28 protein-coding genes and 1 pseudogene are annotated in these 26845 nt (G+C 38.2%); 26 read left to right on the top strand and 3 right to left on the bottom strand.

Annotated features, from left to right (window positions below; genetic code table 11):
• The first annotated feature begins 101 nt into the window (after window positions 1-101).
• The 4 genes from HMPREF2607_RS04295 to adhP all read left to right on the top strand — a co-directional run bounded on the left by HMPREF2607_RS04295 (window position 102) and on the right by adhP (window position 3331).
• Window positions 102-1517: a Y-family DNA polymerase gene (locus tag HMPREF2607_RS04295; protein ID WP_070476080.1), complete on the top strand. Its 1416-nt coding sequence runs from the start codon at window positions 102-104 to the stop codon at window positions 1515-1517.
• Window positions 1514-1891 carry a hypothetical protein gene (locus HMPREF2607_RS04290; protein WP_014634573.1) on the top strand — a complete coding sequence of 126 codons (378 nt, stop codon included), beginning with the start codon at window positions 1514-1516 and terminating at the stop codon, window positions 1889-1891. The genes HMPREF2607_RS04295 and HMPREF2607_RS04290 overlap by 4 nt, the downstream gene beginning before the upstream one ends.
• Entirely contained in the window at window positions 1869-2150 is a 282-nt protein-coding gene (locus HMPREF2607_RS04285; protein ID WP_037611375.1) for a DUF5960 family protein, read from the top strand. Before HMPREF2607_RS04290 ends, HMPREF2607_RS04285 begins: the two co-directional genes overlap by 23 nt.
• Before the next feature lie 161 nt (window positions 2151-2311).
• Window positions 2312-3331, top strand: a complete 1020-nt coding sequence (adhP, locus tag HMPREF2607_RS04280; RefSeq protein ID WP_049545388.1) for an alcohol dehydrogenase AdhP — start codon at window positions 2312-2314, stop codon at window positions 3329-3331.
• A gap of 109 nt (window positions 3332-3440) precedes the next feature.
• Here adhP and HMPREF2607_RS10750 read toward each other — a convergent pair.
• Window positions 3441-3497 (bottom strand): annotated as a pseudogene (locus tag HMPREF2607_RS10750) (IS3 family transposase); the annotation flags it as partial.
• 118 nt (window positions 3498-3615) lie between these two features.
• On the opposite strand from HMPREF2607_RS10750, the gene HMPREF2607_RS04275 reads away from it, so the two are divergent.
• Window positions 3616-4200 (top strand): GNAT family N-acetyltransferase, encoded by a 585-nt coding sequence (locus HMPREF2607_RS04275; protein ID WP_021144068.1) that lies wholly within the window; start codon window positions 3616-3618, stop codon window positions 4198-4200.
• Window positions 4201-4486: 286 nt separating this feature from the next.
• Here the strand turns inward: HMPREF2607_RS04275 and guaA are convergent, their stop codons facing one another.
• Window positions 4487-6049, bottom strand: coding sequence for a glutamine-hydrolyzing GMP synthase (gene guaA, locus HMPREF2607_RS04270; protein ID WP_070476078.1), 1563 nt, complete (start codon window positions 6047-6049; stop codon window positions 4487-4489).
• Window positions 6050-6212: 163 nt separating this feature from the next.
• Here guaA and HMPREF2607_RS04265 point away from each other — a divergent pair, with 163 nt between their 5' ends.
• From HMPREF2607_RS04265 to trmFO, 17 genes are all read left to right on the top strand, one after another.
• Complete coding sequence (locus HMPREF2607_RS04265; protein WP_021144070.1) at window positions 6213-6911, top strand: GntR family transcriptional regulator; 699 nt, start codon at window positions 6213-6215, stop codon at window positions 6909-6911.
• 65 nt (window positions 6912-6976) lie between these two features.
• Window positions 6977-7309, top strand: a complete 333-nt coding sequence (locus tag HMPREF2607_RS04260; RefSeq protein WP_070476075.1) for a putative DNA-binding protein — start codon at window positions 6977-6979, stop codon at window positions 7307-7309.
• A 32-nt stretch (window positions 7310-7341) separates the two neighbouring features.
• Complete coding sequence (gene ffh, locus HMPREF2607_RS04255; protein ID WP_002883924.1) at window positions 7342-8904, top strand: signal recognition particle protein; 1563 nt, start codon at window positions 7342-7344, stop codon at window positions 8902-8904.
• A gap of 112 nt (window positions 8905-9016) precedes the next feature.
• Window positions 9017-9544 carry an ECF transporter S component gene (locus HMPREF2607_RS04250; protein ID WP_002883896.1) on the top strand — a complete coding sequence of 176 codons (528 nt, stop codon included), beginning with the start codon at window positions 9017-9019 and terminating at the stop codon, window positions 9542-9544.
• 22 nt (window positions 9545-9566) lie between these two features.
• A complete protein-coding gene (locus tag HMPREF2607_RS04245; RefSeq protein WP_013990508.1) occupies window positions 9567-10082 on the top strand; it encodes a transcription repressor NadR in 516 nt (171 codons plus the stop codon).
• Window positions 10083-10176: 94 nt separating this feature from the next.
• Window positions 10177-10866 (top strand): XRE family transcriptional regulator, encoded by a 690-nt coding sequence (locus tag HMPREF2607_RS04240; protein ID WP_013990509.1) that lies wholly within the window; start codon window positions 10177-10179, stop codon window positions 10864-10866.
• 128 nt (window positions 10867-10994) lie between these two features.
• Window positions 10995-11849, top strand: a complete 855-nt coding sequence (gene ylqF / locus HMPREF2607_RS04235) for a ribosome biogenesis GTPase YlqF (RefSeq protein WP_070476072.1) — start codon at window positions 10995-10997, stop codon at window positions 11847-11849.
• Window positions 11836-12606, top strand: a complete 771-nt coding sequence (locus HMPREF2607_RS04230) for a ribonuclease HII (protein WP_070476069.1) — start codon at window positions 11836-11838, stop codon at window positions 12604-12606. Before ylqF ends, HMPREF2607_RS04230 begins: the two co-directional genes overlap by 14 nt.
• 6 nt (window positions 12607-12612) lie before the next feature.
• Window positions 12613-13533, top strand: coding sequence for an ROK family protein (locus HMPREF2607_RS04225; protein WP_070476068.1), 921 nt, complete (start codon window positions 12613-12615; stop codon window positions 13531-13533).
• Window positions 13534-13599: 66 nt separating this feature from the next.
• The gene (gene dprA / locus HMPREF2607_RS04220; protein WP_070476066.1) at window positions 13600-14439 is read left to right on the top strand and encodes a DNA-processing protein DprA; all 840 of its coding nucleotides are present in this window, start codon (window positions 13600-13602) and stop codon (window positions 14437-14439) included.
• A 167-nt stretch (window positions 14440-14606) separates the two neighbouring features.
• Window positions 14607-16751, top strand: coding sequence for a type I DNA topoisomerase (gene topA, locus HMPREF2607_RS04215; protein ID WP_014633069.1), 2145 nt, complete (start codon window positions 14607-14609; stop codon window positions 16749-16751).
• Window positions 16752-16931: 180 nt separating this feature from the next.
• Window positions 16932-17606 (top strand): ABC transporter ATP-binding protein, encoded by a 675-nt coding sequence (locus tag HMPREF2607_RS04210; RefSeq protein WP_070476064.1) that lies wholly within the window; start codon window positions 16932-16934, stop codon window positions 17604-17606.
• Window positions 17607-17610: 4 nt separating this feature from the next.
• Entirely contained in the window at window positions 17611-18339 is a 729-nt protein-coding gene (locus tag HMPREF2607_RS04205; protein WP_070476060.1) for a lantibiotic immunity ABC transporter MutE/EpiE family permease subunit, read from the top strand.
• A gap of 767 nt (window positions 18340-19106) precedes the next feature.
• Complete coding sequence (locus HMPREF2607_RS04195) at window positions 19107-19931, top strand: TraX family protein (RefSeq protein WP_070476054.1); 825 nt, start codon at window positions 19107-19109, stop codon at window positions 19929-19931.
• Between the two features lie 35 nt (window positions 19932-19966).
• Window positions 19967-20626 (top strand): response regulator transcription factor, encoded by a 660-nt coding sequence (locus HMPREF2607_RS04190; protein ID WP_070476052.1) that lies wholly within the window; start codon window positions 19967-19969, stop codon window positions 20624-20626.
• Window positions 20617-21993 carry a sensor histidine kinase gene (locus tag HMPREF2607_RS04185; RefSeq protein WP_148130146.1) on the top strand — a complete coding sequence of 459 codons (1377 nt, stop codon included), beginning with the start codon at window positions 20617-20619 and terminating at the stop codon, window positions 21991-21993. Before HMPREF2607_RS04190 ends, HMPREF2607_RS04185 begins: the two co-directional genes overlap by 10 nt.
• A gap of 117 nt (window positions 21994-22110) precedes the next feature.
• On the top strand, window positions 22111-23454 hold the full coding sequence (gene trmFO / locus HMPREF2607_RS04180) for a methylenetetrahydrofolate--tRNA-(uracil(54)-C(5))-methyltransferase (FADH(2)-oxidizing) TrmFO (protein WP_070476049.1): 1344 nt from the start codon (window positions 22111-22113) through the stop codon (window positions 23452-23454).
• 60 nt (window positions 23455-23514) lie between these two features.
• Here trmFO and HMPREF2607_RS04175 read toward each other — a convergent pair whose 3' ends face one another.
• Window positions 23515-24660, bottom strand: coding sequence for a cobalamin-independent methionine synthase II family protein (locus HMPREF2607_RS04175; RefSeq protein ID WP_070476046.1), 1146 nt, complete (start codon window positions 24658-24660; stop codon window positions 23515-23517).
• A gap of 167 nt (window positions 24661-24827) precedes the next feature.
• On the opposite strand from HMPREF2607_RS04175, the gene ndk reads away from it, so the two are divergent.
• The 4 genes from ndk (at window position 24828) to HMPREF2607_RS10475 (ending at window position 26779) form a co-directional block, all read left to right on the top strand.
• Window positions 24828-25241, top strand: coding sequence for a nucleoside-diphosphate kinase (ndk, locus tag HMPREF2607_RS04170; RefSeq protein ID WP_186821383.1), 414 nt, complete (start codon window positions 24828-24830; stop codon window positions 25239-25241).
• A gap of 1 nt (window position 25242) precedes the next feature.
• Window positions 25243-25536 carry a rhodanese-like domain-containing protein gene (locus HMPREF2607_RS04165; protein ID WP_038676115.1) on the top strand — a complete coding sequence of 98 codons (294 nt, stop codon included), beginning with the start codon at window positions 25243-25245 and terminating at the stop codon, window positions 25534-25536.
• Between the two features lie 213 nt (window positions 25537-25749).
• Complete coding sequence (locus tag HMPREF2607_RS04160; RefSeq protein WP_002883902.1) at window positions 25750-26514, top strand: (S)-acetoin forming diacetyl reductase; 765 nt, start codon at window positions 25750-25752, stop codon at window positions 26512-26514.
• Between the two features lie 100 nt (window positions 26515-26614).
• Window positions 26615-26779 carry a hypothetical protein gene (locus tag HMPREF2607_RS10475; RefSeq protein ID WP_164712007.1) on the top strand — a complete coding sequence of 55 codons (165 nt, stop codon included), beginning with the start codon at window positions 26615-26617 and terminating at the stop codon, window positions 26777-26779.
• The last annotated feature ends 66 nt before the right edge of the window (window positions 26780-26845 follow it).

The raw sequence follows: 26845 nt of genomic DNA, 5'->3' as shown, positions 1-26845 counted from the left end.
ATTCTAGAAGAGATGTTGTTATTTTTTTGTGAAAAATACTTGAAATATAAGAAGTTATATTTTATACTAATGTTAGTTTATAAACTAACGAAAGGGCGAGCATGGGATATTTTGATTATTCAAGAGAACCGCAAAGTGATATTGCTTTTGTAGATATGAAATCTTTCTATGCGAGTGTAGAGTGTGTTGAACGTGGGCTGCACCCTCTTAAGACTTCTCTATGTGTGATGAGCAGGGCTGAAAATGCTAATGGTTTGATATTAGCCTCCTCCCCCATATTTAAGCAGGTTTTTGGTAAGTCAAATGTTAGTCGTTCTTACGACTTACCTTTTGACATTCATTCTCGTAAGTTTCATTATTATAATGCCAAAAAGCAGGGACTTCCAACGGATAGAGCTTTTGTAGATTACATCGAATCTTGGGCTAAGGTTACCTTTATTGTTCCTCCTAGAATGGACCTTTATATAAAAAAGAATATCCAGATTCAACACATTTTCCAGAATTATGCCAGTGTTGAAGATATTCTTCCTTATTCCATTGATGAGGGTTTCATTGATCTCTCGTCGTCACTGAATTACTTTATTCCCGATAGGACTGTTACAAGAAAAGATAAGTTAGATATGATTTCAGGGCGTATTCAAAGAGATATTTGGAGGGAGACAGGTATTTACTCGACAGTTGGGATGTCTAACAGCAATCCCTTATTGGCCAAGTTAGCTCTTGATAATGAGGCCAAACATACGGCTACTATGAGAGCCAACTGGTCCTACGAAGATGTTGAAACTAAGGTTTGGAATATTCCTCATATGACCGATTTCTGGGGGATTGGAAAGCGGATGGAGAAGCGTTTAAACAAGTTGGGGATTTTCTCTATTCGAGAACTTGCTAATAGCAATCCTGATACCCTTAAAAAGGAGTTGGGTATTGTAGGCTTAGATCTCTTTTTTCATGCCAACGGTATCGATGAGAGTAATGTTCATAAACCTTATAAGCCAAAGTCACATGGCTTAGGAAATTCCCAAATCTTACCACGAGACTATGACCGTCAAGCTGATATCGAATTGATTCTAAGAGAGATGGCAGAACAGGTAGCCATTAGGTTAAGACGAGCTCATAAGAAAGCCTGTCAAGTTTCCATTAGCATTGGATTTTCAAAGTTAGAGGGCAAGCGTTCGCTACAAGCACAGATGAAGATTGAACCTGCCAATAATACAAGAGTACTAATAAGTCATGTCATTGAACTCTTTAGGAAGAAATATCAAGGAGGGGCTGTTCGAAGTGTCAGTGTTTCTTATGCAAATTTTGTAGATGAAAGGATTCAAATTCTTTCTTTATTTGATAATCCAGATGACATTGATAAAGAAGAAAGACTTCAGGCAGCTATAGATAGTATTCGACAGGAATTTGGCTTTACGACCATTCAAAAAGCAACTGCTTTACAGGAGGCATCTAGGAGTCTTGCTCGAAGTAAGCTTATTGGTGGACACTCTGCTGGAGGATTAGATGGCTTAAAATGATAGACCGTAGTTACCTTCCCTTTCAATCAGCTAGGGAACATCAAGATAGGGGAATGATGAAGTGGATGGGCTTTTTCTTATCAGAACATACAAGTTCCCTACATGAAGATAAGACTAAAGAAAATCTTAGGAGTCATTTGGATGATTTAGAGAAGTTTACTTTATTAAACCAGCTTTATTCAGGTCAATTATTGGGAAGCTTCCAGATAAAGGATCAAGGTAGGCGCTGTAGATGTAGTGGCTATGTGGTTGACTTGGATTTTAATCAAGTTACTATAAAATCTTGCAAGCGACATAAATGTATTCGAACAAAGGATATATTAGAAATTAGTTTGGGGGTTGAGACCATAGATGAGGAAGAGAAAAATTTATGATGATAAACTTCAAATTGATTATTTTTCTGATAGCTATTTAAAATTTGAAGAAGACTTTTATCGTTATTCTGCCATGGATATTCCCTTAACCTTTTTGACGGATGATATTATGAGGGAGATGGCTATCAGTCAAAAGAATTATTTCTTATTAAATAAAGAGAATGCCAGAGATGGACGCAATCATTATTTCCATTTTGAAGTCAGCCTACCGGATTCCAAGACACTTGTGAGACAGTATAGATATCTTGGGAATGATTGAAATATAGCTATATCAGCAGCAGAAATAGTAGCAATTCCACTTGTATAGAGTGTTTTCAAGAAAGTTTTCGCAAGCTAAAAAAAGTTTTATGTAAGCGTTGACATTGTCTCTGCAAGTGCTATAATGAAGGTGTTAAAAGTTATCATATGGAGGTAATTAAGATGAGAGCAGTTGTTGTTAATCAAGCAAGTACAGGTGTTGAAGTTGTTGATCATGAAAAACCAGCAGTAGTTGGTCATGGTCAAGCTTTGGTTAAAGTTGAGTACTGTGGCGTTTGCCATACTGACCTTCATGTAGCTCATGGAGACTTTGGCCAAGTACCAGGTCGTATCTTAGGACACGAAGGAATTGGTATTGTTGAAGAAGTTGGCGAAGGGGTTGAAACACTTAAAAAAGGTGATCGCGTATCAATCGCTTGGTTCTTCGAAGGATGTGGTCATTGTGAATATTGTACAACTGGTCGTGAAACACTCTGTCGCTCTGTAAAAAATGCTGGTTATAGTGTGGACGGTGGTATGAGTGACTACGCTTTGGTTACTGCTGACTACGCTGTGAAAGTTCCAGAAGGACTTAATCCAGCTCAAGCTTCATCTATTACTTGTGCGGGAGTTACAACATATAAAGCTATTAAAGAAGCTAAAGTTGAACCTGGTCAATGGGTAGCTATTTATGGTGCTGGAGGACTAGGTAACTTGGCTATTCAATATGCTAAGAAGGTTTTCAATGCACGAGTAGTGGCTGTTGATATCAACCAAGATAAACTTGATTTGGCTAAAGAATCTGGCGCTGATTTAGTGGTTAACGGTAAAGAAGTTGAAGATGTAGCAGGCTATATCCAAGAAAAAACTGGTGGTACACACAGTGCTGTTGTAACAGCGGTTTCTAAGGTTGCTTTCAACCAGGCTATCGATAGTGTACGTGCTGGTGGAATAGTCGTTGCGGTTGGTCTCCCATCAGAATATATGGATCTCTCAATTGTCAAAACAGTTCTAGATGGTATCCGTGTTGTTGGATCTCTTGTAGGTACACGTAAAGACTTGGAAGAAGCCTTTGACTTCGGTGCACAAGGCTTGGTAGTACCGGTTGTTGAAACTGTTCCTGTTGATACAGCGGTAGAAGTCTTTGATCAAATGGAAAAAGGTGAAATTCAAGGACGTAAAGTATTGGATTTCACTAAGTAAGCAAACATCTTTCTATGCTATCCTGACTATGTGAAGAGTCGAGCGGTATAAACTTGAACTGATACTAGAAAGTTAGACAAATAATTTAAGTGAAGGATTTAGTTCTCTACTATATAGGACTAGGTCCTTTTAGTTTTACCTTAATTCGTTTGTTGTTGTAATATGTACTGACCTCAAAAAGATAGACAAAATTTTATTCATTTGAAAAGTAGTAAAAAAGTAATATAATGATTTCGTAAATAAAGAAGCTAAAGAATATTATCATTTATAACAAGGAGTATGAAGTGGATTCTACCAACTTGGACTCGGAACTATTCATAGAGTATAAATCACGTGGGAAACGATGCCAACTTTTATATATATCCGATAGCCATAGTGAAGGGTTATATGAGATTGTTTCTACTGAACGAGAACGTCTTGCTATGTGGCTTCCTTGGGTGGAAGATATGAAAAGTATTGAAAATGAAAGAGCGTTTATAAAGTATGCACGTGAAAAAATGGAGCGTAATGAGTTATTTATGTTAACAATTTGCGTCAATCAGAAACCAGTAGGGATGATAGATATACATAATATTGATTTACAAAAACATCAAGCCGAAATTGGATATTGGATATCAGAAAAATATGAAAATCAAGGTTTTGTAAAGCAGGGATTAAAAGAATTAATAAAAATCATTCCATCCAAATTTAAAATTGATAAGATTTTGATTTATATAGATGTTGATAATGTTAAAAGTAAGTTTATACCAATCAGTTTAGGTTTTAAAAAGGAAAGCAAAATTTCCCAATTCGAGTTCTATAATGGATCCTATCATGATTTTGAAATTTATGGGCTAAATGTCAATGAAAGCAATATAGCAAATGGTTAAAGTGAAATTTTTACAAATAAATAACAATCTGAGTGTTTTGATTTTCCCCATTGTCTAAGTATGTTGTAAGAGTTAGTACTGAACATCAGAAAAGGAAAAATTTTTCTGACCCCATATCATTGCTTATTGGTTTATTTTTTAAATAAGATATAAAAAATCCCCACCAGAAAGAAATTCTGGTGGGGTATTTGGTGGGGAACCAAATATAATTAATTAGATTTTAGCGTTTTAAAACAATTCAAAATGCTGTTAAATCAATCAAGTCACTTTAAATTAGGTTTATATTTTATTCCCACTCTACAGTTGCAGGTGGTTTACTTGTAATATCGTAGACGATACGGTTAACGTGGTCAACTTCGTTAACGATTCGAACAGAAATCTTTTGAAGAACTTCCCATGGAAGTTTCGCAAAGTCGGCTGTCATACCGTCAATTGAAGTGATAGCACGGATAGCGATTGTGTAGTCATAAGTACGGCCATCACCCATAACACCGACAGAGCGAACGCCTGTGTTAACAGTGAAGTATTGCCATACATCACGATCAAGACCGGCTTTGGCAATTTCTTCACGAAGGATAGCATCAGACTCACGAACAGTTTCAAGTTTCTCTTCAGTGATTTCACCCATAACACGGATGGCAAGTCCTGGTCCTGGGAAAGGTTGACGCCAGACAACTTCATCAGGCATTCCCATCTCAGTACCAAGGGCACGTACTTCATCTTTAAAGAGGGTATTAAGCGGTTCAATCAATTCAAACTGCATGTCTTCTGGAAGACCACCAACGTTGTGGTGAGATTTGATTGTTTGGGCTGTCTCAGTACCTGATTCAATAATATCAGTGTAGAGTGTTCCTTGAGCTAGGAAGTCTACACCTTTAAGTTTGCTTGCTTCGTCATCAAAGACGTAAACAAACTCGTTACCAATGATTTTACGTTTTTTCTCAGGATCATCAACACCAGCCAAGAGATCTAGGAAGCGTTTAGAAGCGTCAACACGGATAATGTTAAGGCCAAATTTACCTCCGAGCATCTCCATAACTTGGTCACCTTCACCTTTACGGAGAAGACCGTGGTCAACAAAGATACATGTCAATTGATCTCCGATAGCTTTTTGCAAAAGGACACCAACAACAGATGAGTCAACCCCACCTGAGAGCCCAAGAAGGACTTTTCGGTCACCAACTGTTTCACGGATTTGTGCAATTTGCATATCTACGAAGTTAGCCATTGACCAGTCACCTTTGGCACCACAGATACCAAAAGCAAAGTTTTTCAAGATATCGTTACCATATACAGAGTGACGAACTTCTGGGTGGAATTGGATACCGTAGAAGTTTTTCTCAGTATTTTCCATTGCGGCGAATGGGCAATCTACTGAGTCACCAACAAGATGGAAACCTTCTGGAATTTCTGTAACAGCATCACCGTGGCTCATAAGAACGACTTGTTCTTTAGGAGTTCCTGCAAAGAGTTCTGATTGGGCACGAAGGCGAAGTGTTGATTGGCCATACTCACGGTTACCAGCTTCACCAGCAGGAACAACTTTACCACCAAGTTTGTGGGTCAACAGTTGCATTCCGTAACAGATACCAAGAATTGGAATACCAAGTTCAAAAATTTCTTCGTCAATACCAAATGCATCTTCGGCATAAACAGAGTTAGGACCACCTGAAAGTACGATACCGATAGGATCGATGGCACGGACTTCATCAGCGGTAATTTTATGGCTTTTCAATTCAGAGAAAACGCCAAATTCACGAATACGACGTGCAATCAGCTGATTGTATTGGCTACCATAGTCTAGAACAATGATTTTCTGCACATCATTCAAAGTAGAAATGTCAGTCATTATTACCCTTTCTTTTTACGTCACACATGACTCTTATGCAATCATTGTATCACAATTTTAAGGACTTAGCACCTAGATTTATACGATAAACTGTAAGTCTAGTCGTCACCTTTACAATTCTATTAGTTTTTTTGTAAAATAGGGGTAAAGAAGGGGGTATTAGATGCTACCAGCATATATTCGCATACATGATAAGATTAAGGCAGATGTTGATGACGGCACTTGGAAAATCGGGCAACGTCTCCCTAGCGAGCGGGATCTTTGCGAGACTTTTGATGTGAGTCGTATGACTGTGCGTCAGGCCATAACACTTTTAGTAGACGAGGGTATTTTAGAGCGTAAACCAGGCAGTGGTACTTTTGTGGCTAGCAGTCGAGTTAAGGAAAAGATGCGTGGAACCACGAGTTTCACAGAGATTGTAAAATCCCAAGGCAAGAAACCATCTAGTGAGCTTATTTCATATAAGCGTGTGCATCCCAATGAATTTGAAATCAAGAATTTAGGTGTCTTACCACAGTCCTATGTGATTCGTATGGAACGTGTTCGTTTTGCGGACGATCTTCCAGTTGCCTATGAGATTGCCAGTATCCCTGAGAAGATTATCCGAGGTTTCAAGGAGTCAGAAATTACGGAACATTTCTTCAAGACACTGACCGATAACGGCTATGAAATAGGGAAAAGTCAGCAGACCATATCAGCTAGTTTGGCCAATAGTAGTTTAGCCAAGCACCTCAAGGTTAAGACTGGTGACGCTCTCTTGAGTCTGACACAAATTTCCTTCCTCCAAGACGGTCAGGCTTTCGAATATGTACGAAGTTACTATGTTGGAGACCGTTTTGAATTTTATTTGGAGAACAATTAGAAGTCACTGCTTTTTTCTGCACAAGAATCGTGCTAACACCATGATTTTATGGTAAAATGGAGCTTATGGAAATTGAAAAAACCAATCGCATGAATGCCCTTTTTGAGTTCTATGCTGCACTGTTGACAGATAAGCAGATGAACTATATTGAGCTCTATTATGCGGATGATTATAGTTTGGCAGAAATTGCCGAGGAATTTGGTGTGAGTCGTCAGGCAGTATATGATAACATCAAGCGTACTGAGAAGATTTTAGAAGCTTACGAGATGAAATTACATATGTATTCAGATTACATCGTTCGTAGCCAAATTTTTGATGATATCATGAAAAAATATCCAGACGATAGCTATCTTCAGGAACAAATTGCTGTGCTCAGCAGCATTGATAATAGAGATTAGATTCAAGCAGAAAGTAAGAGAGGAAATGATATATGGCTTTTGAAAGCTTAACGGAACGCTTGCAAGGCGTTTTCAAAAATTTAAGACGTAAAGGAAAACTTTCAGAGAAAGAAGTTCAAGAAGTCACTAAAGAGATTCGTTTGGCACTTCTTGAAGCAGACGTAGCGCTACCAGTCGTTAAGACATTTATTAAACGTGTTCGTGAACGTGCTGTAGGTCACGAAATCATTGATACTCTTGATGCTTCACAACAAATTATCAAGATTGTTAATGAAGAATTGACAGAGATTCTTGGGTCTGAAACATCTGAAATTGAGAAATCTCCAAAGATTCCAACCATCATTATGATGGTTGGTCTCCAAGGGGCTGGTAAGACAACCTTTGCTGGTAAATTGGCTAATAAGTTGATTAAGGAACAAGAGGCCCGTCCAATGATGATTGCGGCGGACATCTATCGTCCAGCAGCCATTGATCAGTTGAAGACTTTGGGGCAACAAATCAATGTTCCTGTTTTTGATATGGGAACAGAAACACCAGCAGTTGAGATTGTCAAAAATGGTTTGGAACAAGCGCGTGCCAACAAGAATGACTATGTCTTGATTGATACGGCTGGTCGTTTGCAGATTGACGAGACTCTCATGCAAGAATTGCATGATATTAAGGATTTTGCTCATCCAAACGAAATTCTCTTGGTTGTGGATAGCATGATTGGTCAGGAAGCTGCTAACGTTGCCAAGGAGTTCAACGAACAGCTAGATATCACTGGTGTTGTTCTTACAAAAATTGATGGGGACACACGTGGTGGTGCGGCTCTTTCTATTCGTGAGATTACCGGCAAGCCAATCAAATTTACGGGTACTGGTGAGAAAATTACGGATATCGAGACTTTCCACCCAGACCGTATGTCAAGTCGTATTTTGGGTATGGGTGACCTTCTTACCCTTATCGAAAAAGCTTCTCAAGAGTACGATGAGAAAAAATCTCTTGAGTTGGCTGAAAAGATGCGTGAAAACACCTTTGACTTCAATGACTTCATTGACCAATTAGACCAGGTACAAAATATGGGTCCAATGGAGGATTTGCTCAAGATGTTGCCAGGTATGGCTAACAATCCAGCCTTGGCTAATGTTAAAGTAGATGAAAAACAAATTGCGCGCAAACGTGCTATCGTATCATCTATGACACCTGAAGAACGTGAAAATCCAGATCTTTTGACACCAAGTCGTCGTCGCCGGATTGCCAATGGTTCAGGGAATACCTTCATCGAAGTAAACAAGTTTATTAAAGACTTTAACCAGGCAAAACAAATGATGCAAGGTGTTATGTCTGGTGATATGGAGCAAATGATGCGTCAAATGGGTCTTAACCCAAATAATTTGCCAAAAAACATGCCAAATATGCCGGATATGGGTAATATGGACATGTCTGCTCTTGAAGGCATGATGGGTGGCGCTGGTATGCCAGATCTTGGAAATATGGATCTTAGCCAAATGCTTGGTGGTGGCCTTAAAGGTAAGGTTGGTTCATTTGCCATGAAACATGCGATGAAGCGTCAAGCTAATAAGATGAAAAAAGCTAAGAAAAAACGTAAATAAGAAACATAGAACGCTAGGGCATTTTGCTCTAGTGTTTTTTTCTGAAAAATATTGACTTATACAACTATACACTGTAATATACTAATGTATATACAGTAAAAAGGAGTAGATTATGAAACCTAAAAAGAGAATTCAAGAAATGACCTTTGCAGCTTTATTAACTGCAATTGCTATCCTTATCCCAAGTATCATGCCAATTAAACTGATTATCCCACCGGCTTCGTATACTTTGGGGAGTCATGTTCCAATATTTCTAGCCATGTTTATATCTCCCTGGGTAACTGCTTTTGTTATCTTAGCCTCTAGTTTGGGATACTTTATGGCTGGCTATCCGATTGTGGTTGTTTTTAGGGCCTTTTCACATATTATATTTGGCTTTTTAGGCGCACTCTATTTGAAAAAATTTCCACAAACGATAGAAAACCATAAATCATCATTACTTTTCAACTTTGTTTTAGGTCTTATCCATGCCATAGGTGAAGTTCTTGCTTGCGTGATTTTTTATTCCGTAACAGGAGAGGATTTCCAAAAACTATTCTATGTTCTCTTTGTTTTAGTTGGTTTTGGCACTATTGTCCATAGTATGATAGACTATGTTATAGCATTAACGATTTTCAAAAGTATTCGAAAAATACGCTAATTGAAAGAGGGATGGTTGGTCTATGGCTTCAAATCGAAAACAAGAATTATTGGCACTCTTAAAGGGAGCTAAAGAGTCAATGAATGGACAGAGTTTGGCGGAGCATTTTGGTGTGACACGTCAAATCATTGTTCAAGATATTGCCCTCTTGCGTGCAGATGGTGCCCAGATTATTTCAACTAATAGGGGATATATCTATAAAAGTAGCGATGACAATTCTTATGTACATCGACTATTTAAGGTGAATCATAAAGTGTCCGATATGGAGGATGAGCTTTTGGCTATTGTTGATAATGGAGGCCGTATTCAAAATATCATGATAGATCATCCAGTTTATGGAGAAATTCAGACTTTGTTGAAATTGACTTGTCGTCGAGATGTTAGTCATTTTTTAGACCAGGCCTCGTCAAATGACTTTCGCCCCTTATCTGATTTGACAAACGGTGTTCATTATCATCTTGTCGAAGCAGATAGTGAGCAAGATATAGATTATATTGAAGAGGCACTTAACCATCTAGGATTTTTAGTTAAAGAATGAGATAAAAGAGAAATGTAAAAGTAGTTAGTTTCACTTGAAAACAACTACTTTTTTTGATAAACTTATGTTAGTTTATTAACTTACGGAGGTAGCCATGTTTTCAGGACAAAGACTTAAGGAAATTCGAGAAGCACAAGGAATGAGCCAAGCATCAGTAGCTAAGCATCTAGGAATTTCACGCTCCTCTTATTTTAATTGGGAAAATGGTAAGACGAAACCTAATCAAAAGAACCTTTCGGTTTTGGCCGAACTTTTTGGTGTAGCTGAGACCTATTTTCTTTCTGAGCATGAGATTGTAGAAGTCTACTTGGAATTAAATGAGGAAAATCGCCAAGAAGCTTTGCGACTCACTAAGGCTCTCCTAGAAGAGCAAGAAGCAGAAAAGCAAAAAGCACCTGTTGTTCCGCTTTACTCTTACAAAGTTTTCGAGCGTTTATCAGCCGGAACTGGTTACACTTACTTTGGTGACGGCAACTATGATGAAGTTTTCTATGATGAAGAATTGGATCATGATTTTGCGTCATGGGTATTTGGAGACTCTATGGAACCTACCTACCTAAATGGTGAAGTAGTGCTAATCAAACAAACAGGTTTTGATTATGATGGAGCTGTTTATGCTGTAGACTGGGATGGTCAAACCTATATTAAAAAAGTTTATCGCGAGGAAGATGGGCTACGTTTAGTTTCTCTTAATAAACGTTATGGTGATAAGTTTGCACCCTATGACGAAGATCCGCGAATCATCGGTAAAATTGTCGGCAACTTTATGCCTGTTGAGGCTTAGTTAACTTTTATCGATTGGGCATCTTAAACTAAATCTGATATAATATAAGTAAAGTAAAGCCAAGTCTTTGGCTTTTTTTAAAGAGTTTAAATCATATTTTACTAAGAAAATAAAGAGGAGAGATATACATGGCTACTATTCAATGGTTTCCTGGTCACATGTCCAAAGCTCGTCGACAAGTTCAGGAAAATCTTAAGCATGTTGATTTTGTAACAATTTTAGTGGATGCACGTTTGCCACTGTCAAGTCAAAATCCCATGCTAACTAAAATTGTTGGCGATAAACCAAAACTTTTAATTCTCAATAAGGCTGACCTTGCTGATAGTAATCGTACAAAAGAGTGGCGTAGCTATTTTGAGAGTCAAGGGATTAAAACCTTGGCCATCAATTCCAAGGAACAATCTACAGTTAAATTGGTGACAGACGCTGCTAAGAGTCTTATGGCTGACAAGATTCAACGACTACGTGAACGTGGTATTCAGAAAGAGACCTTGCGAACCATGATTATTGGGATTCCAAATGCAGGGAAATCTACCTTGATGAATCGTTTGGCTGGTAAAAAAATTGCCGTTGTAGGAAATAAACCTGGTGTGACAAAAGGTCAACAGTGGTTGAAGTCTAATAAGGACTTGGAAATTCTGGATACTCCTGGGATTTTGTGGCCTAAGTTTGAAGATGAATTGGTCGGCTTGAAGCTTGCTTTGACCGGAGCTATCAAGGACCAGCTTTTGCCAATGGATGAAGTTACGATTTTTGGCCTTAACTATTTTAAAACTTACTATCCTGAACGTTTAGAAGAACGCTTTAAAGGGATTGAACTTGAAGAAGAGGCGCCAGAAATCATTATGGAAATGACTCGAAAACTTGGCTTCCGTGAAGATTATGACCGTTTCTATAATCTATTTGTCAAAGAAGTTCGTGATGGAAAACTAGGTCGTTACACACTTGATATTGTTGAGGTCGATACTGATGGCGACAATTAAAGAAGTCAAAGAGCAATTGGCCACTTTGACAGATCTTGACGACCACCGATGGGCCAGTTTTGAGGAAGATAGTCGGGCTGGTGTACAGACTGCCATTAAGCAACGCCGTAAAGCTATCCTAGCTGAGATTGCTGAGGAAGAACGCTTAGAGATGATGCTCAGTTATGAAAAATCGCTTTATGCTCAGGGAGTTGAACTCATTGCAGGTGTTGATGAAGTTGGACGTGGCCCTTTGGCTGGGCCAGTGGTAGCTGCAGCGGTTATCTTACCAAAGCTTTGCAAAATAAAAGGTCTTAATGATAGTAAAAAAATACCAAAATCAAAACATGAAGCTATTTATACGCAGGTCATGAAGGAAGCGGTAGCCGTCGGGATTGGTATAAAGGACAATCATGTGATTGACGATGTCAATATTTATGAAGCAACCAAGATTGCTATGGCTGATGCTATTGAAAAACTTAGTTCCAAACCAGAACATTTGTTAATTGATGCCATGACTTTGGACCTACCAATAGGACAAACATCAATTATAAAAGGGGATGCTAATTCTTTATCAATTGCGGCAGCTTCTATCGTAGCAAAGGTAACCCGTGATAAGATGATGGCTGATTATGACCAGGAGTTTCCTGGTTACGCATTTGCCAAAAATGCAGGTTATGGTACCAAGGATCATTTGTCTGGCATAGATAAATTTGGTGTTACTCCAATTCATAGAAGAAGCTTTGAACCCATAAAGTCAATAATAAAAAGTAGGTGAAGTGGTGTGATTTTAGCTATTGATATTGGAGGAACCTTTATCAAGTTTGGGTTAGTTGATGATGATTTTAGGATTAGCAATCAATCTAAAGTTCCAACACCACCAACGTTAGACGACTTTTGGTTGACTTTAGAGCATATTGTCTCGTCTCACAAGGATATCATTTCTGGGATTGCCATTGCGTGCCCAGGAGAAATAAATAGTAAACGTGGCTTCATTTTCAAGGGAGGTCTTATCCCTTATTTAACGGCTATTCCTCTTGGATCACGATTGACTAAAACATTTCAACTGCCTGTAAAGGTTATCAATGATGCTGACGCGGCAGCTTTGGCTGAAGCCAGATATGGAAGTCTACAAGACTTAGATTGTGGGGCAGCCTTGGTTTTAGGTACTGGTGTTGGTTTAGGACTTGTCTCACAGGAGGACTTGCTATCACCTCTGTCAGTCACCCAATATCTGCGAGCTCCAAGTCCCCAAAGCATGAGTCAAACCTCTCTACCCTTCCAGTGGGAATTGTTTATGCATGGCTTAGTAAGCCTTGTCGATAATAAGGGTTCTGCAGTTGGCTTTGTTCATGAAGCCAGTCAATTACTTGGGTTAGATCAAGACGATGGTCCAGCCGTATTCTCAGCTATAGAGGGAAATCAATCGGAAGAGCTAAATCTTTTATTTAAAGACTATTGTCATGAAATTGCCGTTCTTGTGCTAAATTTGCAGAGCTTCTTTAGGCTGGAGAAAGTTGTTATTGGTGGTGGTATCAGCAGGCAAGGTACTTTAATAGAAGGAATAAGCGATGCCTATGAGGAGTTATTTAAGGATAAGTCTGAATTAGGTCTTGAGTCCATAACTATTCAAGCCTGTCAATTCCATAACGATAGTAACCTCCTAGGAGCGGCGTCTTATTTTGCCTCTGAAAATGATTTATAATCAAGGAAAGTTCCATAATGGAGCTTTTTTCTTTTCTGTTACGAATAATGAAAAGGAGGTATCTATATGAATAATTTTGAACTTTTTAAACTTAAAGCCGCTGGGTTGACGAATTTGAATATATTAAATATTTTGGACTATCAAAAGACTCAAGATAGAAAATTGAGTTTACGTGATATGGCAGTGGTATCCAAGTCTAAAAATGCCGTTCTTTTTATGGAAAAGTATAAGAGTTTAGATATTAAGCAACTCAAAGAACAATTCGACCGTTTTCCTACGTTATCGATTTTTGATAAAGAATATCCTATTGAGCTGAAGCATACCTATAATCCTCCTGTTCTCCTTTATTATCAGGGGAATCTTGATTTACTGAGTAAACCAAAGCTAGCTGTTGTTGGGGCAAGAAAGTGTTCTGAAACAGGCAAACAGTCCGTTCGAAAAATTGTTAGTGAACTTGGGAATCACTTTACTATTGTGAGTGGATTGGCGCGTGGGATTGATACTTGTGCGCATATGGAGGCCTTGAAAAATAAGGGGAACACCATTGCAGTTATCGGGACCGGACTTGATGTTTATTATCCTAAAGAAAATAAAGCTTTGCAGGACTATATGGCCAAAAATCATTTAGTTCTTACAGAATATGGACCGGGTGAACAGCCTCTCAAGTACCACTTTCCTGAACGCAATCGGATTATTTCTGGATTGTGTCAAGGAGTTATGGTCGTAGAAGCTAAGCTTCGCTCGGGAAGTCTGATTACTTGTGAACGTGCCATGGAAGAAGGAAGAGATGTCTTTGCTATTCCAGGAAATATTTTAGATGGAAAGTCAGACGGATGCCATCATTTGATTCAAGAGGGCGCAAAGTGCATTACGACAGGGTTTGACATCCTTTCAGAGTTTTCTTGAAAATCAAAGTTCTCCTATAGAGATAAAGTTTTTTATTGACAGTTAAAGAAAAGGAAGGTATCATGTTAGTTGCTCGGTCCAAGATGTTTCATTTTTTAATGTCTTGTGACTAGATTTTACACAGATGAGTGGCGCAGCCAGTTTATAACATTATAAGGAAATAGTCTATGGCGACAGCAACGACAACAAAAACGAAAACTAAAACAACAAAGAAAACGACTGCTAAAAAGGCGACTAAAAAGAGAGCGACACCAAAGAAAAATTTGGTCATCGTGGAGTCTCCTGCTAAAGCGAAAACGATTGAGAAGTATCTTGGCCGCAACTATAAAGTTGTAGCCTCTGTTGGGCATATCCGTGATTTGAAAAAATCAAGTATGTCGATTGATTTTGAAAACAACTACGAACCTCAGTACATTAATATTCGAGGTAAGGGACCTCTTATCAATGAATTGAAGAAAGAAGCTAAAAAAGCCAAGCAAGTCTTTCTCGCAAGTGACCCGGACCGTGAAGGGGAAGCCATTTCATGGCATTTGTCACATATTCTTGGATTAGAGCCAGATGATAAGAATCGTGTTGTTTTTAACGAAATTACTAAAGACGCAGTAAAAAATGCCTTTGTAGAGCCACGCGCCATTGACATGGACTTGGTAGATGCCCAGCAAGCTCGTCGTGTCTTGGACCGTATTGTGGGTTACTCTATTTCACCGCTTCTATGGAAGAAGGTTAAGAAAGGTCTTTCTGCAGGTCGTGTACAATCGGTAGCGCTTAAGCTTATTATTGATCGTGAAAATGAAATTAAGGCCTTTAAACCAGAAGAATACTGGACTATTGATGGTGCCTTTAAGAAGGGTGCTAAGAAGTTTCAGGCTAGCTTCTATGGTTTGGATGGTAAAAAGCTTAAGCTCAACAATAATGACGATGTTCAAGCCGTTCTCTCTCGTATCACAAGTGATGATTTTAACGTTGATAAGGTAGAGAAAAAAGAACGTCGTCGTAATGCGCCATTGCCATATACAACATCATCTCTCCAACAGGATGCTGCCAATAAGATTAACTTCCGTACACGTAAGACCATGATGGTTGCCCAACAGTTGTATGAAGGGATTAATCTGGGTTCAGGCGCTCAAGGTTTGATTACCTATATGCGTACGGACTCAACACGTATCAGTCCGGTTGCTCAAAATCAGGCTGCTGAATTTATCACAGAACGCTTTGGTTCTAAGTATTCAAAACATGGCAGCAAGGTGAAAAATAGTTCGGGAGCACAAGATGCCCATGAGGCTATTCGTCCGTCAAATGTTTTCCAAACACCAGAAAGTATTGCTAAGTATTTGGATAAGGATCAGCTTAAGCTTTATACTCTTATCTGGAATCGTTTTGTAGCGAGTCAAATGACAGCTGCAGTATTTGATACGATGAAGGTGACCTTGTCTCAAAACGGAGTCATTTTCACTGCAAATGGTAGCCAAATCAAGTTCGATGGTTATATGGCCGTTTACAACGACTCTGATAAGAATAAAATGCTTCCTGATATGGCAGAAGGTGATACGGTTAAGAAGGTTGTGACAACGCCTGAACAACACTTCACGCAACCACCAGCCCGCTATTCTGAAGCGACTCTGATTAAGACGCTGGAAGAAAATGGTGTGGGTCGTCCGTCAACTTATGCACCTACACTTGATGTTATTCAACGTCGTTACTATGTCAAATTAGTAGCTAAACGTTTTGAACCAACAGAACTTGGTGAAATCGTTAATAGCTTAATCGTCGAATTCTTTCCAGACATCGTGGATGTTAAATTCACTGCCGAGATGGAAGGAAAACTCGATAAAGTTGAAATCGGTAAGGAGCAGTGGCAGAAGGTTATTGATGAATTCTTCAAACCATTCCAAAAAGAATTGGAAAAAGCTGAAGAAGGTATTGAAAAAATCCAAATCAAGGATGAGCCAGCTGGTTTTGATTGTGACCTCTGTGGTCACCCAATGGTTATCAAACTTGGTCGATACGGTAAGTTCTACGCATGTAGTAACTTCCCAGACTGTCACAATACTAAAGCCATTACCAAAGAAATTGGCGTTACTTGTCCAACCTGTGGTAAAGGTCAGGTCATCGAACGTAAGACAAAACGAAATCGTGTCTTTTATGGTTGTGATCGCTATCCTGACTGTGAATTTACATCGTGGGATATCCCTGTTGGACGTAACTGTCCTAAATCAGGTGATTATCTCGTTGAGAAGAAAGTCCGTGGCGGCGGCAAGCAAGTTATCTGTAGTAATGAAGAGTGTGACTACAAAGAATCTATTGTTAAATAAAGAAAGCTATCTCAAGTTAAGTCTTGAGATAGTTTTTTGTATTTTATCAAAAAAACTGATACTTTCCTTAAATTTGTTTTTTATACTAAGGATGAAAAGAAAGGAGAGTAAGTGTTTTTCTGATATTAGTAAGACATGAGTTTATATTGAAAACACACGTATTCTAAAAGAGGTGTACCAATGCAAATAACTGTTAAACAACTTTCAAAATCCTACAAAGATAAGACGATTTTAGACAACATCACATTTACAATTGAATCTGGAACAGTTTCTGGTCTGTTAGGTGTAAATGGTGCTGGTAAGTCAACTCTGATGAAAATTCTTTTTGGTTTAGTCCAAAAAAGTAGTGGAGAAATTCGATTTGTTGGATCATCCAAAAACAACCATTCATTAGGTGCATTAATCGAAGCACCTGCAATTTATCACAATCTTTCAGCTTTTGATAATCTAAAAACAAAAGCATTGCTATATGATATTCCTGATTCAAAAATTTTTGAAACCTTAGAAATACTTGGTCTTTCAAATACTGGAAAGAAAAAAGCTGGTAAATTTTCATTAGGTATGAAGCAACGACTTGGGATTGGAATGGCTATTTTAACTGATCCCCAATTTTTAATTCTAGATGAGCCTACTAATGGCCTTGATCCCGATGGTATAAATGAATTGCTAGACCTTATTCGTTCCTTGAAAGCAAAAGGGATGACAATTCTGGTTTCCAGTCATCAACTTCTAGAAATTAGTAAGGTTGCTGATCATATTCTTATTCTCGATAAAGGTAAAATTCAATATGATGGTGAAAACAAAAATGTAGATAGTCTTGAGAGACTCTTCTTTAAAATTGTTCATGGGGGTTAGTGATATGCAAAAGATATTCTATTCGGAATTGCTTAAATTACGACATTTAGGAACGACTAAATTTTTAATCATCATACCATTTTTAACTGTTCTTATAGCCTTTTTAATGGGAGGGTTACAGATTTTTGTTCCTTTCTCGGTTTATTGGTGGGAAGCTATCTTTTTATATCTTGTAAATGGTCTTTTGTTTATAGTTGATAGACGTTTAGAAGACCAGGCTGGGCATTTTCAAAATGTTACAAATGGATATTTCACTTGGAAAATTATCTTGATGAAAATGGTGCTTATAGGAATGAGGACATTGATTTCTAGTTTATTCTTACTTGCTTTCCTCAGTCTCGTTGCATTTATTTACACAGGTTTTATTCCAATAAATATTCCTAAAACAGCTATTTCCTTAATCTTAATTTGGATGACAACTTTATGGAACATTCCTTTACTTTACCTAATGTCTAAATACATGAGTCAATTCATCCTATTAGCTCTTAATACATTGGTTTGTCTTTTAATAGCACCCTTTATTGCTCAGAGTCCACTTTGGTTCGTTTTCCCCTATACTTATCACTATAAAATAGCTCAATTTTTATTAAATCTTAAACCATCGGGGGATATTATTGTAAATACGAATCATACTAGCATTTTTCAGGTGTTACTTACGATGATGCTATCAATAGTAGTGACATTGCTTTTATCTTTTTCACTGCAAAGGAGACAATTAAATGCTAAGGAGTGAGTTACTTAAATTAAAGAATACTTTCGGTCTTTATCTTATTCTCAGTTTTGCTGTCTTAGAGATCATTACAATTCCAATGTATGTGAGCTTCGTTCCTAATGGTTTTTCTCTAACTAATTTAGCCATATTATCTTTTTTATGCTATCCGCTATTGACATCATTTTTGTCAATTTTAGGGATTGAACAAGAAAAATACGCTAATCATTATCAAGAAATATCGAGTTACCCTAAGCAAAGACGTATATGGTTGGCTAAACTTTTGATAGTAGACCTAACCCTTAGCCTACCTTCTTTATTTAGTTGGCTTATCATAAACCTCCTTCTTATGAATAGTGTGAATGGATTTGTAGTAAGTTTATCAAGTTGGATGTTAATAGTCTTTCTTAATCATTTTCACTACTTTATACAAGTGAGTCTGAACAGTGTTAGTAATATTATTATCTCTATGGTTGAAATTATTTTTATTATTTTTGCTAGTAATAAAATTTTCTTGTCTATTCATTGGCTTCCTATTGTTTTACCTATCAATAGCCTTATCCTTAATGATTGGAGCCAACTCAATTCCCTACCTTTATGGATTGTTAGGGTGACTTTGTTATTTATATGTTTAATAGATTATAGAACCAAAAGATAATATAAGAAATAATATGGATAGTGTATTAGTCTTCCATGGTTATCCTAAAATGTGGTTAGTAGTTTGTCGGAAAAGTAAACGATGTTAGTTAATTTGTGTTTTATACTAAGCATGAAAAGAAAGGAGAGTTATTATGAAACGTTTAAGTCTATCAGGTTTCCAACTCAAATATATAGCCCTAATTGCTATGGTATTCGACCATATTCATTATTTTTTTGACTATACTGGGAAAATACCCATTTGGTTTGCTATGATTGGGAGATTAGCGGCCCCCTTGTTTCTATTTTCTGTGATTGAGGGTTTTATTCATACCCGAAACCGAAAGAAATACTTCCTAAAAATATATGTTTTAGCGATTTTGATGGGATTAATTCAATTTGGATTTTATAATTTTTTACATCCTCTTGTAAGGCCAGATGGTTTCTTTCCAAAAAATATGATGCTATCATCGTTTGCTATCTTGCTCGTTGCTCTTCAAGGCATTGCTTGGATTCAAGAAAAGAAATATCTAAAAGGAATTCCAACCTTACTTTTTCCATTAATGCTTCCATGGTTAATGCTACTTTTGTATCTGTCAGGTCAAGACAAACCAATCTTTACTTTATTCATAAATTTACTTAATTACACAGTGTTGCCAACTCATACATCTATTAGCGATGGAGGAACATGGTTGCTTTTGACTGGTATCGCTATGTATCTTTGTCACAAGAATCTTAAGAAAGAAGTGCTTGCTTTTGTGACTGTTAGTCTTGTTTGGGTACTGATGGGGATTGTTCTAAGTAGACCTTCATTTCAGGATTTAATGTTTAGATACATTGAATGGATGGAAATATTTGCAGCTCCCTTAATGCTTTGTTATAACGGTCAAAGAGGTAAAGGGTCAAAATATTTGTTCTATGTCTTTTACCCTACTCATATTTATCTACTTTACGCCTTGTCAGTTCTCTTGTATAGATGATATGATAAGGGTAACTTTGTACGAAAGGAAAGGTTATGGCTCAGATACTTGTTATTGATGATCAGGAAGATATTGTTCAATTGGTTGTAAAGGCTTTAGAGCTCCAAAATCATAAGGTTACAGGGCTTACAAGTGTTTTGGATTTGGATAAGAACTCGTTGCCACGGTTTGACTTGATTTTACTGGATATCATGATGCCTGATGTTGATGGTCTCCAGTTTTGTCATGAGATTCGTGATCAGGTGGATTGTCCTATACTCTTTATTACAGCTAAAACACAAGAGGCAGATATTGTCCAGGGGTTGACTTATGGTGCAGATGATTATATTTGTAAGCCATTTGGGGTTAAAGAACTTCAAGCGCGTGTGGCTGCTCACTTGAGACGTGAACATCGTGAGCGCCACCATAAGCTATTAATTGAAAATATTCAGTTTGATTTGTCTGCTCAGGAGCTTTATGTTGAGAATCAGTTGTTAGATTTGACTAGGTCAGAATATCGTATTTGTCAGTTCCTGGCTGAAAATAAGGGCCAAGTCTTTTCCAAAGAGCAAATCTACACGCATTTGTACGGCTATGAGGATAAAGGGAGTCCGACAGCAGTGGCTGAACATATCAAAAATATCCGTGCAAAGCTCAAAAATGTTGGGCAAAATCCTATTGAAACAGTCTGGGGGATTGGTTACAAGTGGCACTAATTAAAAAACGAGAACACTCTCTAAGAACAATCTTATTATCTTATGTCGTCAGTCTTACAGTTCTATCAGCAATCAGTAGCCTGCTTATTTTGTCTTTGTTCAGCTTGTCTTATCGTTTTGGCGTTGTGTTTCCAGCAAATCAGGTAGAAAGTGATTTGTCTGCCGTCAGGAATGAAATTGAAACTTCTAAGGTCTTTAATCCAGATGTCTTGCCTGATGGTACAAGCTATGTCTTCTTGACTAGGGATTTTAAGCTTAAGAAGTCTAACATGCCAGTTAACTTGCAAGAAGAATCCTTGCTAGATTACCAATTCAAGAATGCTCATGGTGGTAAATATGGCTATTTTCAGTCATTTGAACGGTCAGATGGGATAGTCATTGTCAATTATCAACTATCACCTCGGTATCGTAATGAGTGGATGAACCAGCATTTGCCTAATGCTAATCTATTGATGATTGGCTCAATGATGGTGTCTATACTACTCATATTTATTACTTTAACTTTTTACTATGCTAGTAAATTGAGTCGAGAGTTGAGACCAATATTGAAGGCAACAGAGAAAATAGCAGAGCAAGACTTGGATTTTCAAACGTCCAAATCTAAAATTACTGAGTTTAACCAGGTTTTAAATGGTTTGGATCATATGCGAGTAGCACTTCGTGAGTCTTTGATGGAAAATTGGAAGGCAGAGCAAGATAAACAAAATCAGATCTCTGCTTTGACACATGATTTAAAGACACCGCTGACAGTCGCCCGTGGGAATGCAGAACTCTTAGCTATGACCTCCTTGGATGCGGAACAGATGGATTTGTTAGAGCATTTTCAAAAAGGGATTGAACAGGTTGATGCTTATGTGAAAGAGTTGTCTGAACTCAACAAAACGAGTTTGAAGAAAACTTTGACGCTTGAAGAAATTCCAGTTAAGGAATTTGTTGAAGACATTTACGATCAAACCTTGTCATTAGTACAAACGAAACAAATCAATGTGGTATTTGACAAGAAAGAAATTGAGGATGAAATTATAGGTAATTGGGACAGGTCCTTGTTAAATCGAGCTTTTATGAATATCGTTTCGAATGCGGTAGAGCATACGCCTAGTGGTAGTCAGTTGCTCTTAACTTCTAGGGTAGAAAGTGATGAATTCAAGTTTATCTGCCTTGATTCTGGTCCAGGATTTTCCCTTGAATCACTTGAAAAGGCCACTCAGCTCTTTTATCAAGAGGATAAAAGTAGACAGAGCCGCAATCATAGTGGACTTGGTCTGACTATTGCTAATGATATTATTCGCTTACACCACGGTAGTCTTTCTCTTTCAAATGACAATGGCACAGGTGGTGCTAGAGTGACTATCATTTTACCCCTTTAAATACAGATGACTCCTAGTCGCCAGATGAGGAGTTTTTTGCTATACTACTAAGAGTAAAAATGAAGAAAGATTTGTGGGGGCAGGATTTTATCTTGTTCCCGAAGAGGTATTAGTGTCATGTCTCAATCAAAAGCAGATTATATTAACGTGATTGGAGCTGGTTTGGCCGGATCCGAGGCTGCTTATCAGATTGCCAAACGTGGTATTCCAGTAAAACTTTATGAAATGCGTGGGGTCAAAGCAACACCACAGCATAAGACAACAAATTTTGCAGAATTGGTTTGTTCTAACTCTTTCCGTGGAGATAGCTTGACCAATGCTGTAGGGCTTCTTAAAGAAGAAATGCGTCGCTTGGACTCTATCATTATGCGTAATGGAGAAGCTCACCGTGTGCCAGCTGGTGGTGCCATGGCGGTGGACCGTGAAGGTTATGCAGAAGCAGTGACAGCTGAAATTGAAAATCATCCATTAATTGAAGTTATCCGTGAAGAAATCACAGAAATTCCTGATGATGCCATTACAGTTATTGCTTCAGGACCATTGACTTCTGATGCTTTAGCTGAAAAAATTCATGAACTAAACGGTGGAGATGGCTTCTATTTCTATGATGCCGCTGCACCAATCGTTGATAAAGCGACTATCGACATGAACAAGGTTTACCTTAAGTCACGCTATGACAAGGGTGAGGCAGCTTATCTAAACTGTCCAATGACTAAGGAAGAGTTCATGGCTTTCCATGAGGCTTTGACAACAGCTGAAGAAGCTCCTTTGAATTCTTTCGAAAAAGAAAAGTATTTCGAAGGGTGTATGCCTATCGAGGTCATGGCTAAACGTGGTATCAAGACAATGCTCTATGGCCCTATGAAACCAGTTGGTTTGGAGTATCCTGATGATTACAAAGGTCCACGTGACGGCGATTTCAAGACACCTTATGCGGTTGTTCAGCTTCGTCAGGACAATGCGGCTGGTAGTCTCTATAATATTGTTGGTTTCCAAACTCACCTCAAATGGGGAGAGCAAAAGCGTGTCTTCCAAATGATTCCAGGACTTGAAAATGCTGAATTTGTACGTTATGGGGTTATGCACCGTAACTCTTACATGGATTCGCCAAATTTGTTAAAACAAACCTTCCAATCAAAATCAAACCCTAATTTGTTCTTTGCAGGGCAAATGACCGGTGTTGAAGGTTATGTTGAATCAGCTGCTTCAGGTTTGGTTGCTGGAATCAATGCTGCCCGTCTCTTTAAGGGTGAAGAAGAAGTCCTCTTCCCTCACACAACAGCTATCGGTAGCCTTCCCTACTATGTGACTCACGCTGAAAGTAAACATTTCCAACCAATGAATGTTAACTTCGGTATTATCAAAGAGTTGGAAGGGCCACGTATTCGTGATAAGAAAGAACGTTACGAAAAAATTGCTGAGCGTGCTCTTAAGGATTTACAACCTTTTATTCAAGCTTAGACAATATCAAAATCCCTTACCGAATTCGGTAAGGGATTTTTCAAATCTAATTGTATTCAATTAACCAAAGAATTTCTTGGCGATATCTTGACCTTGTTTAATTTTAGCCCATTGTTGTGGTGTTGCCAGCTCATTACCTGAGTCACATGAAGCGAAACCACATTGGTGAGAGAGGAAGAGACGCTCTTTAGGAAGGATTTGACTAGCTTTTTCAAGCAAGTCAAGAACACGTTCTTCGTCGTCGAGCTCAGTTGTTTTAGAAGATAGAAGTCCAAGTACAACTTCAGCCTTGCTATCTTTAAGAGCTTCGAGAGCCTTGATGTCACCAGCGGTATCGCTGTCCCATTCAAGGAAGAAACGGTCATAGTGTTGCTCTGCCAAGAACTTCTTAGCGATGGCTTCATAAGTTCCTTCGGCAGCAGAACGGCTTTCATAGTTACCACGACAGTTGTGTGTCCAAACCGTTAAACCAAGTTCGTGAGCATAGTCTACAACTTCATTATTGATTGCTACAAACTCATCAGCCAATTCTGCCAAATCAGAATTACCTTCCGCAAAGAAACTTGCAGGGTTTGATGGGTCAAAGAGTTCCCAGAGACAGTCGTCAAATTGAACAATTTTTCCACCTACAGCCTTGTATTCTTCCAAGAATTCTTTATAGGCATTAATCAAACCTTTTTTGAGGTCTTCGTTTGTTTCATATACTTGACCAGGACCAGCCAAACGGTCAAAGATAGCAAGTTCAGTATAAGCATGAGCCGGGCCCCAGATAGTTTGCTTAGTATCTTCATCACCAGCTTCAGCCTTAACCAATTTGTAGATATCTAGATAATGGTGGTTTTTACCTGAGAGTGGTTCGGTGATACGAATACCAATATCTTTACGAGTCTCATATTGTCCGCCGTCGTGGTCTTTAAACGTATAGCCATTCTCAGCGATGTAACGTTCAATACCTTTGAGACCCCAGACAAAGTCCAAGTGCCACATAGAACGCCCAAACTCACCATCAGTAAGAATATCAATACCGTTAGATTTTTGGTCAGCCACGATTTGCTTAATTTCTGCAGTTTCAGTCTCTTGATAGCCTGGAAGCGCATCGTAGAAAGGATACTGGATGTCGTCACGGTGCTCAATTTCATCCTTGTATTTACGAAGATTAGCAGGACGAAGAAGAGAACCAACTAATTGAAATTTAGATTTTGTCATAAGATTTACCTCAAAATAAGATTTTATATCTATAATACTTTTTATTTATTTCAATTGAAAATAGTTATTTTCTTTCTCAGGGTATAGTTTAAGGCTATACAAGGTTTTGTTCTGCAAAATGATACTTGTTATGGTAAAATGAAAAGAAAACAATTAAGGTTGAGAATATGCAAAAAACATTCTTTATTATTAAACCAGATGCTGTTAAACGACACTTAATGGGACAAGTGATTGATCGTATTGAACGCCGTGGTTTTATTATTGAACGTATGGAAATGCTGATGCTTGATGAAGAACGTCTTAAAGAGCATTATGCTCAATTGGTTGATAAACCTTTTTTCCCTAGCATTGCAGAATTTATGATGAGTGGTCCATCAGTGATTGGTATTATTTCTGGTCCAGGTGTTATCAAGTCATGGCGTGATATGATGGGAGCAACCAATCCAGGCGATGCTGCTCCTGGAACGATTCGTGGAGACTTTGCAACCGCACCAGATGGTGACATGATTCCAAATATCGTTCATGGCTCTGATTCAGAAGAATCTGCGGCTCGAGAAATTAAGATTTGGTTTGGTGAGTAGGATGGATTTAGCACAAATTCAGTCAGATCTAGCCAAGGGTGGACTGTTAATTGATGTCAGGAGTCCAGAAGAGTATGCAGAAGGACATGTTAAGGATGCCCTCTTAATACCTCATACCCAGTTTTTCTCTGCTGACATTCCAGCTGAAAAAGACGCTTTCATTTACCTCTATTGTAAAATGGGGCCTCGTGCAGAATTTGCTGCATCGGTCCTTAAAGAGAGAGGCTATACTAAGGTGACTAATCTAGGTGGCTTGGACGATATGGAAGCAATAGGTTTTGAATTTGAAGAATAATAGAAATAAGGTCACCTCAAGGTGGTCTTATTTGTTTTCAGAAAAGTTTGATAATTACTTGACAACGTTTTCATAAAGGGGTAGAATTTTAATTGAGTTAAGACAAAGCCTATGAAAAATGACTTTGCCAGAACTTGACTAACTTAGCGTATTCCAATTGAGATAAGGCTTCTTATTAAGCTAGTGACTCTAATTGGTAGAGGAGGATTTCGTATGTCAAAAGTTGCTATTGTTACAGGTGCAGGTCAAGGTATTGGTTTTGCGATTGCAAAACGTTTGGTTGAAGATGGTTTTAAAGTCGGAGTATTGGACTACAATGCTGAAACTGCAGAAAAAGCGGTTGCTGAATTGTCAGCAGATAAAGCATTTGCAGTTGTAGCTGATGTATCTAAACAAGCTGAAGTAGCAGCTGCTTTCCAAAAAGTTGTTGATCACTTTGGCGATTTGAATGTTGTTGTTAATAATGCCGGTGTGGCTCCAACAACACCTCTTGATACAATTACTGAAGAACAGTTCCAACGTACATTTAACATCAATGTCGGTGGTGTTATTTGGGGTGCTCAAGCTGCACAAGCACAATTTAAAGCACTCGGTCATGGTGGTAAAATCATCAATGCAACATCTCAGGCTGGTGTCGTTGGTAACCCTAACTTGACTGTATATGGTGGTACTAAATTTGCAGTGCGTGGTATTACTCAAACTTTGGCGCGTGATTTGGCTGATTCAGGCATCACTGTCAATGCTTATGCACCAGGTATCGTTAAGACTCCAATGATGTTTGACATTGCCCACGAAGTTGGTAAAAATGCTGGTAAAGATGATGAATGGGGTATGCAAACTTTTGCTAAAGATATTACCCTCAAACGTTTGTCTGAACCTGAAGACGTAGCAGCAGCAGTTAGCTTCCTTGCTGGACCTGACTCAAACTACATCACAGGTCAAACTATCATCGTTGATGGTGGTATGCAATTCCATTAAGATTGAAAGGGAGAGCGAAAGGCTCTCTTTTTTGCTTGATAAAACATAATATTTCTGATAATATAATCGTAATTAATTATGATTTGAGAGGAGCCTTCCTATGTCAGACATTTTACACTATATTGTTGAGCATCCATTTTATTGCCTTATTCTATTAGGAGTTGTTGTACTAGCCTGTGGGTTGGGGCCATTTTCAAGTGGTTCAACAGAAAACAAGCGCTCAGCAATTATTAATAAGCACTACAACGATACTTTTAAGAAATAAGAAGGACTAAATGCAGTCAGAAAGCAGATATTAGAGATAGGCAAAAGCCTGTCTTTTTTGTATAAT

It is taken from the genome of Streptococcus sp. HMSC078H03 (assembly GCF_001808655.1).
GTDB lineage: Bacteria > Bacillota > Bacilli > Lactobacillales > Streptococcaceae > Streptococcus > Streptococcus salivarius_G.
This window is presented reverse-complemented; position numbering and strand designations above follow the sequence as displayed.

What these genes read in the sequence shown, in the direction of transcription:
- HMPREF2607_RS04195 (WP_070476054.1), top strand. Translation starts at nt 19,107, where the DNA reads ATGAAACGTTTAAGTCTATCAGGTTTCCAACTCAAATATATAGCCCTA.
- HMPREF2607_RS04175 (WP_070476046.1), bottom strand. Translation starts at nt 24,660, where the DNA reads ATGACAAAATCTAAATTTCAATTAGTTGGTTCTCTTCTTCGTCCTGCT.
- HMPREF2607_RS04250 (WP_002883896.1), top strand. Translation starts at nt 9,017, where the DNA reads ATGAAACCTAAAAAGAGAATTCAAGAAATGACCTTTGCAGCTTTATTA.
- topA (WP_014633069.1), top strand. Translation starts at nt 14,607, where the DNA reads ATGGCGACAGCAACGACAACAAAAACGAAAACTAAAACAACAAAGAAA.
- guaA (WP_070476078.1), bottom strand. Translation starts at nt 6,049, where the DNA reads ATGACTGACATTTCTACTTTGAATGATGTGCAGAAAATCATTGTTCTA.
- ndk (WP_186821383.1), top strand. Translation starts at nt 24,828, where the DNA reads ATGCAAAAAACATTCTTTATTATTAAACCAGATGCTGTTAAACGACAC.
- dprA (WP_070476066.1), top strand. Translation starts at nt 13,600, where the DNA reads ATGAATAATTTTGAACTTTTTAAACTTAAAGCCGCTGGGTTGACGAAT.
- HMPREF2607_RS04295 (WP_070476080.1), top strand. Translation starts at nt 102, where the DNA reads ATGGGATATTTTGATTATTCAAGAGAACCGCAAAGTGATATTGCTTTT.
- HMPREF2607_RS04285 (WP_037611375.1), top strand. Translation starts at nt 1,869, where the DNA reads ATGAGGAAGAGAAAAATTTATGATGATAAACTTCAAATTGATTATTTT.
- HMPREF2607_RS04160 (WP_002883902.1), top strand. Translation starts at nt 25,750, where the DNA reads ATGTCAAAAGTTGCTATTGTTACAGGTGCAGGTCAAGGTATTGGTTTT.
- HMPREF2607_RS04230 (WP_070476069.1), top strand. Translation starts at nt 11,836, where the DNA reads ATGGCGACAATTAAAGAAGTCAAAGAGCAATTGGCCACTTTGACAGAT.
- HMPREF2607_RS04210 (WP_070476064.1), top strand. Translation starts at nt 16,932, where the DNA reads ATGCAAATAACTGTTAAACAACTTTCAAAATCCTACAAAGATAAGACG.
- ffh (WP_002883924.1), top strand. Translation starts at nt 7,342, where the DNA reads ATGGCTTTTGAAAGCTTAACGGAACGCTTGCAAGGCGTTTTCAAAAAT.
- HMPREF2607_RS04245 (WP_013990508.1), top strand. Translation starts at nt 9,567, where the DNA reads ATGGCTTCAAATCGAAAACAAGAATTATTGGCACTCTTAAAGGGAGCT.
- HMPREF2607_RS04290 (WP_014634573.1), top strand. Translation starts at nt 1,514, where the DNA reads ATGATAGACCGTAGTTACCTTCCCTTTCAATCAGCTAGGGAACATCAA.
- ylqF (WP_070476072.1), top strand. Translation starts at nt 10,995, where the DNA reads ATGGCTACTATTCAATGGTTTCCTGGTCACATGTCCAAAGCTCGTCGA.
- HMPREF2607_RS04240 (WP_013990509.1), top strand. Translation starts at nt 10,177, where the DNA reads ATGTTTTCAGGACAAAGACTTAAGGAAATTCGAGAAGCACAAGGAATG.
- HMPREF2607_RS10475 (WP_164712007.1), top strand. Translation starts at nt 26,615, where the DNA reads ATGTCAGACATTTTACACTATATTGTTGAGCATCCATTTTATTGCCTT.
- HMPREF2607_RS04265 (WP_021144070.1), top strand. Translation starts at nt 6,213, where the DNA reads ATGCTACCAGCATATATTCGCATACATGATAAGATTAAGGCAGATGTT.
- HMPREF2607_RS04205 (WP_070476060.1), top strand. Translation starts at nt 17,611, where the DNA reads ATGCAAAAGATATTCTATTCGGAATTGCTTAAATTACGACATTTAGGA.
- trmFO (WP_070476049.1), top strand. Translation starts at nt 22,111, where the DNA reads ATGTCTCAATCAAAAGCAGATTATATTAACGTGATTGGAGCTGGTTTG.
- HMPREF2607_RS04190 (WP_070476052.1), top strand. Translation starts at nt 19,967, where the DNA reads ATGGCTCAGATACTTGTTATTGATGATCAGGAAGATATTGTTCAATTG.
- adhP (WP_049545388.1), top strand. Translation starts at nt 2,312, where the DNA reads ATGAGAGCAGTTGTTGTTAATCAAGCAAGTACAGGTGTTGAAGTTGTT.
- HMPREF2607_RS04260 (WP_070476075.1), top strand. Translation starts at nt 6,977, where the DNA reads ATGGAAATTGAAAAAACCAATCGCATGAATGCCCTTTTTGAGTTCTAT.
- HMPREF2607_RS04165 (WP_038676115.1), top strand. Translation starts at nt 25,243, where the DNA reads ATGGATTTAGCACAAATTCAGTCAGATCTAGCCAAGGGTGGACTGTTA.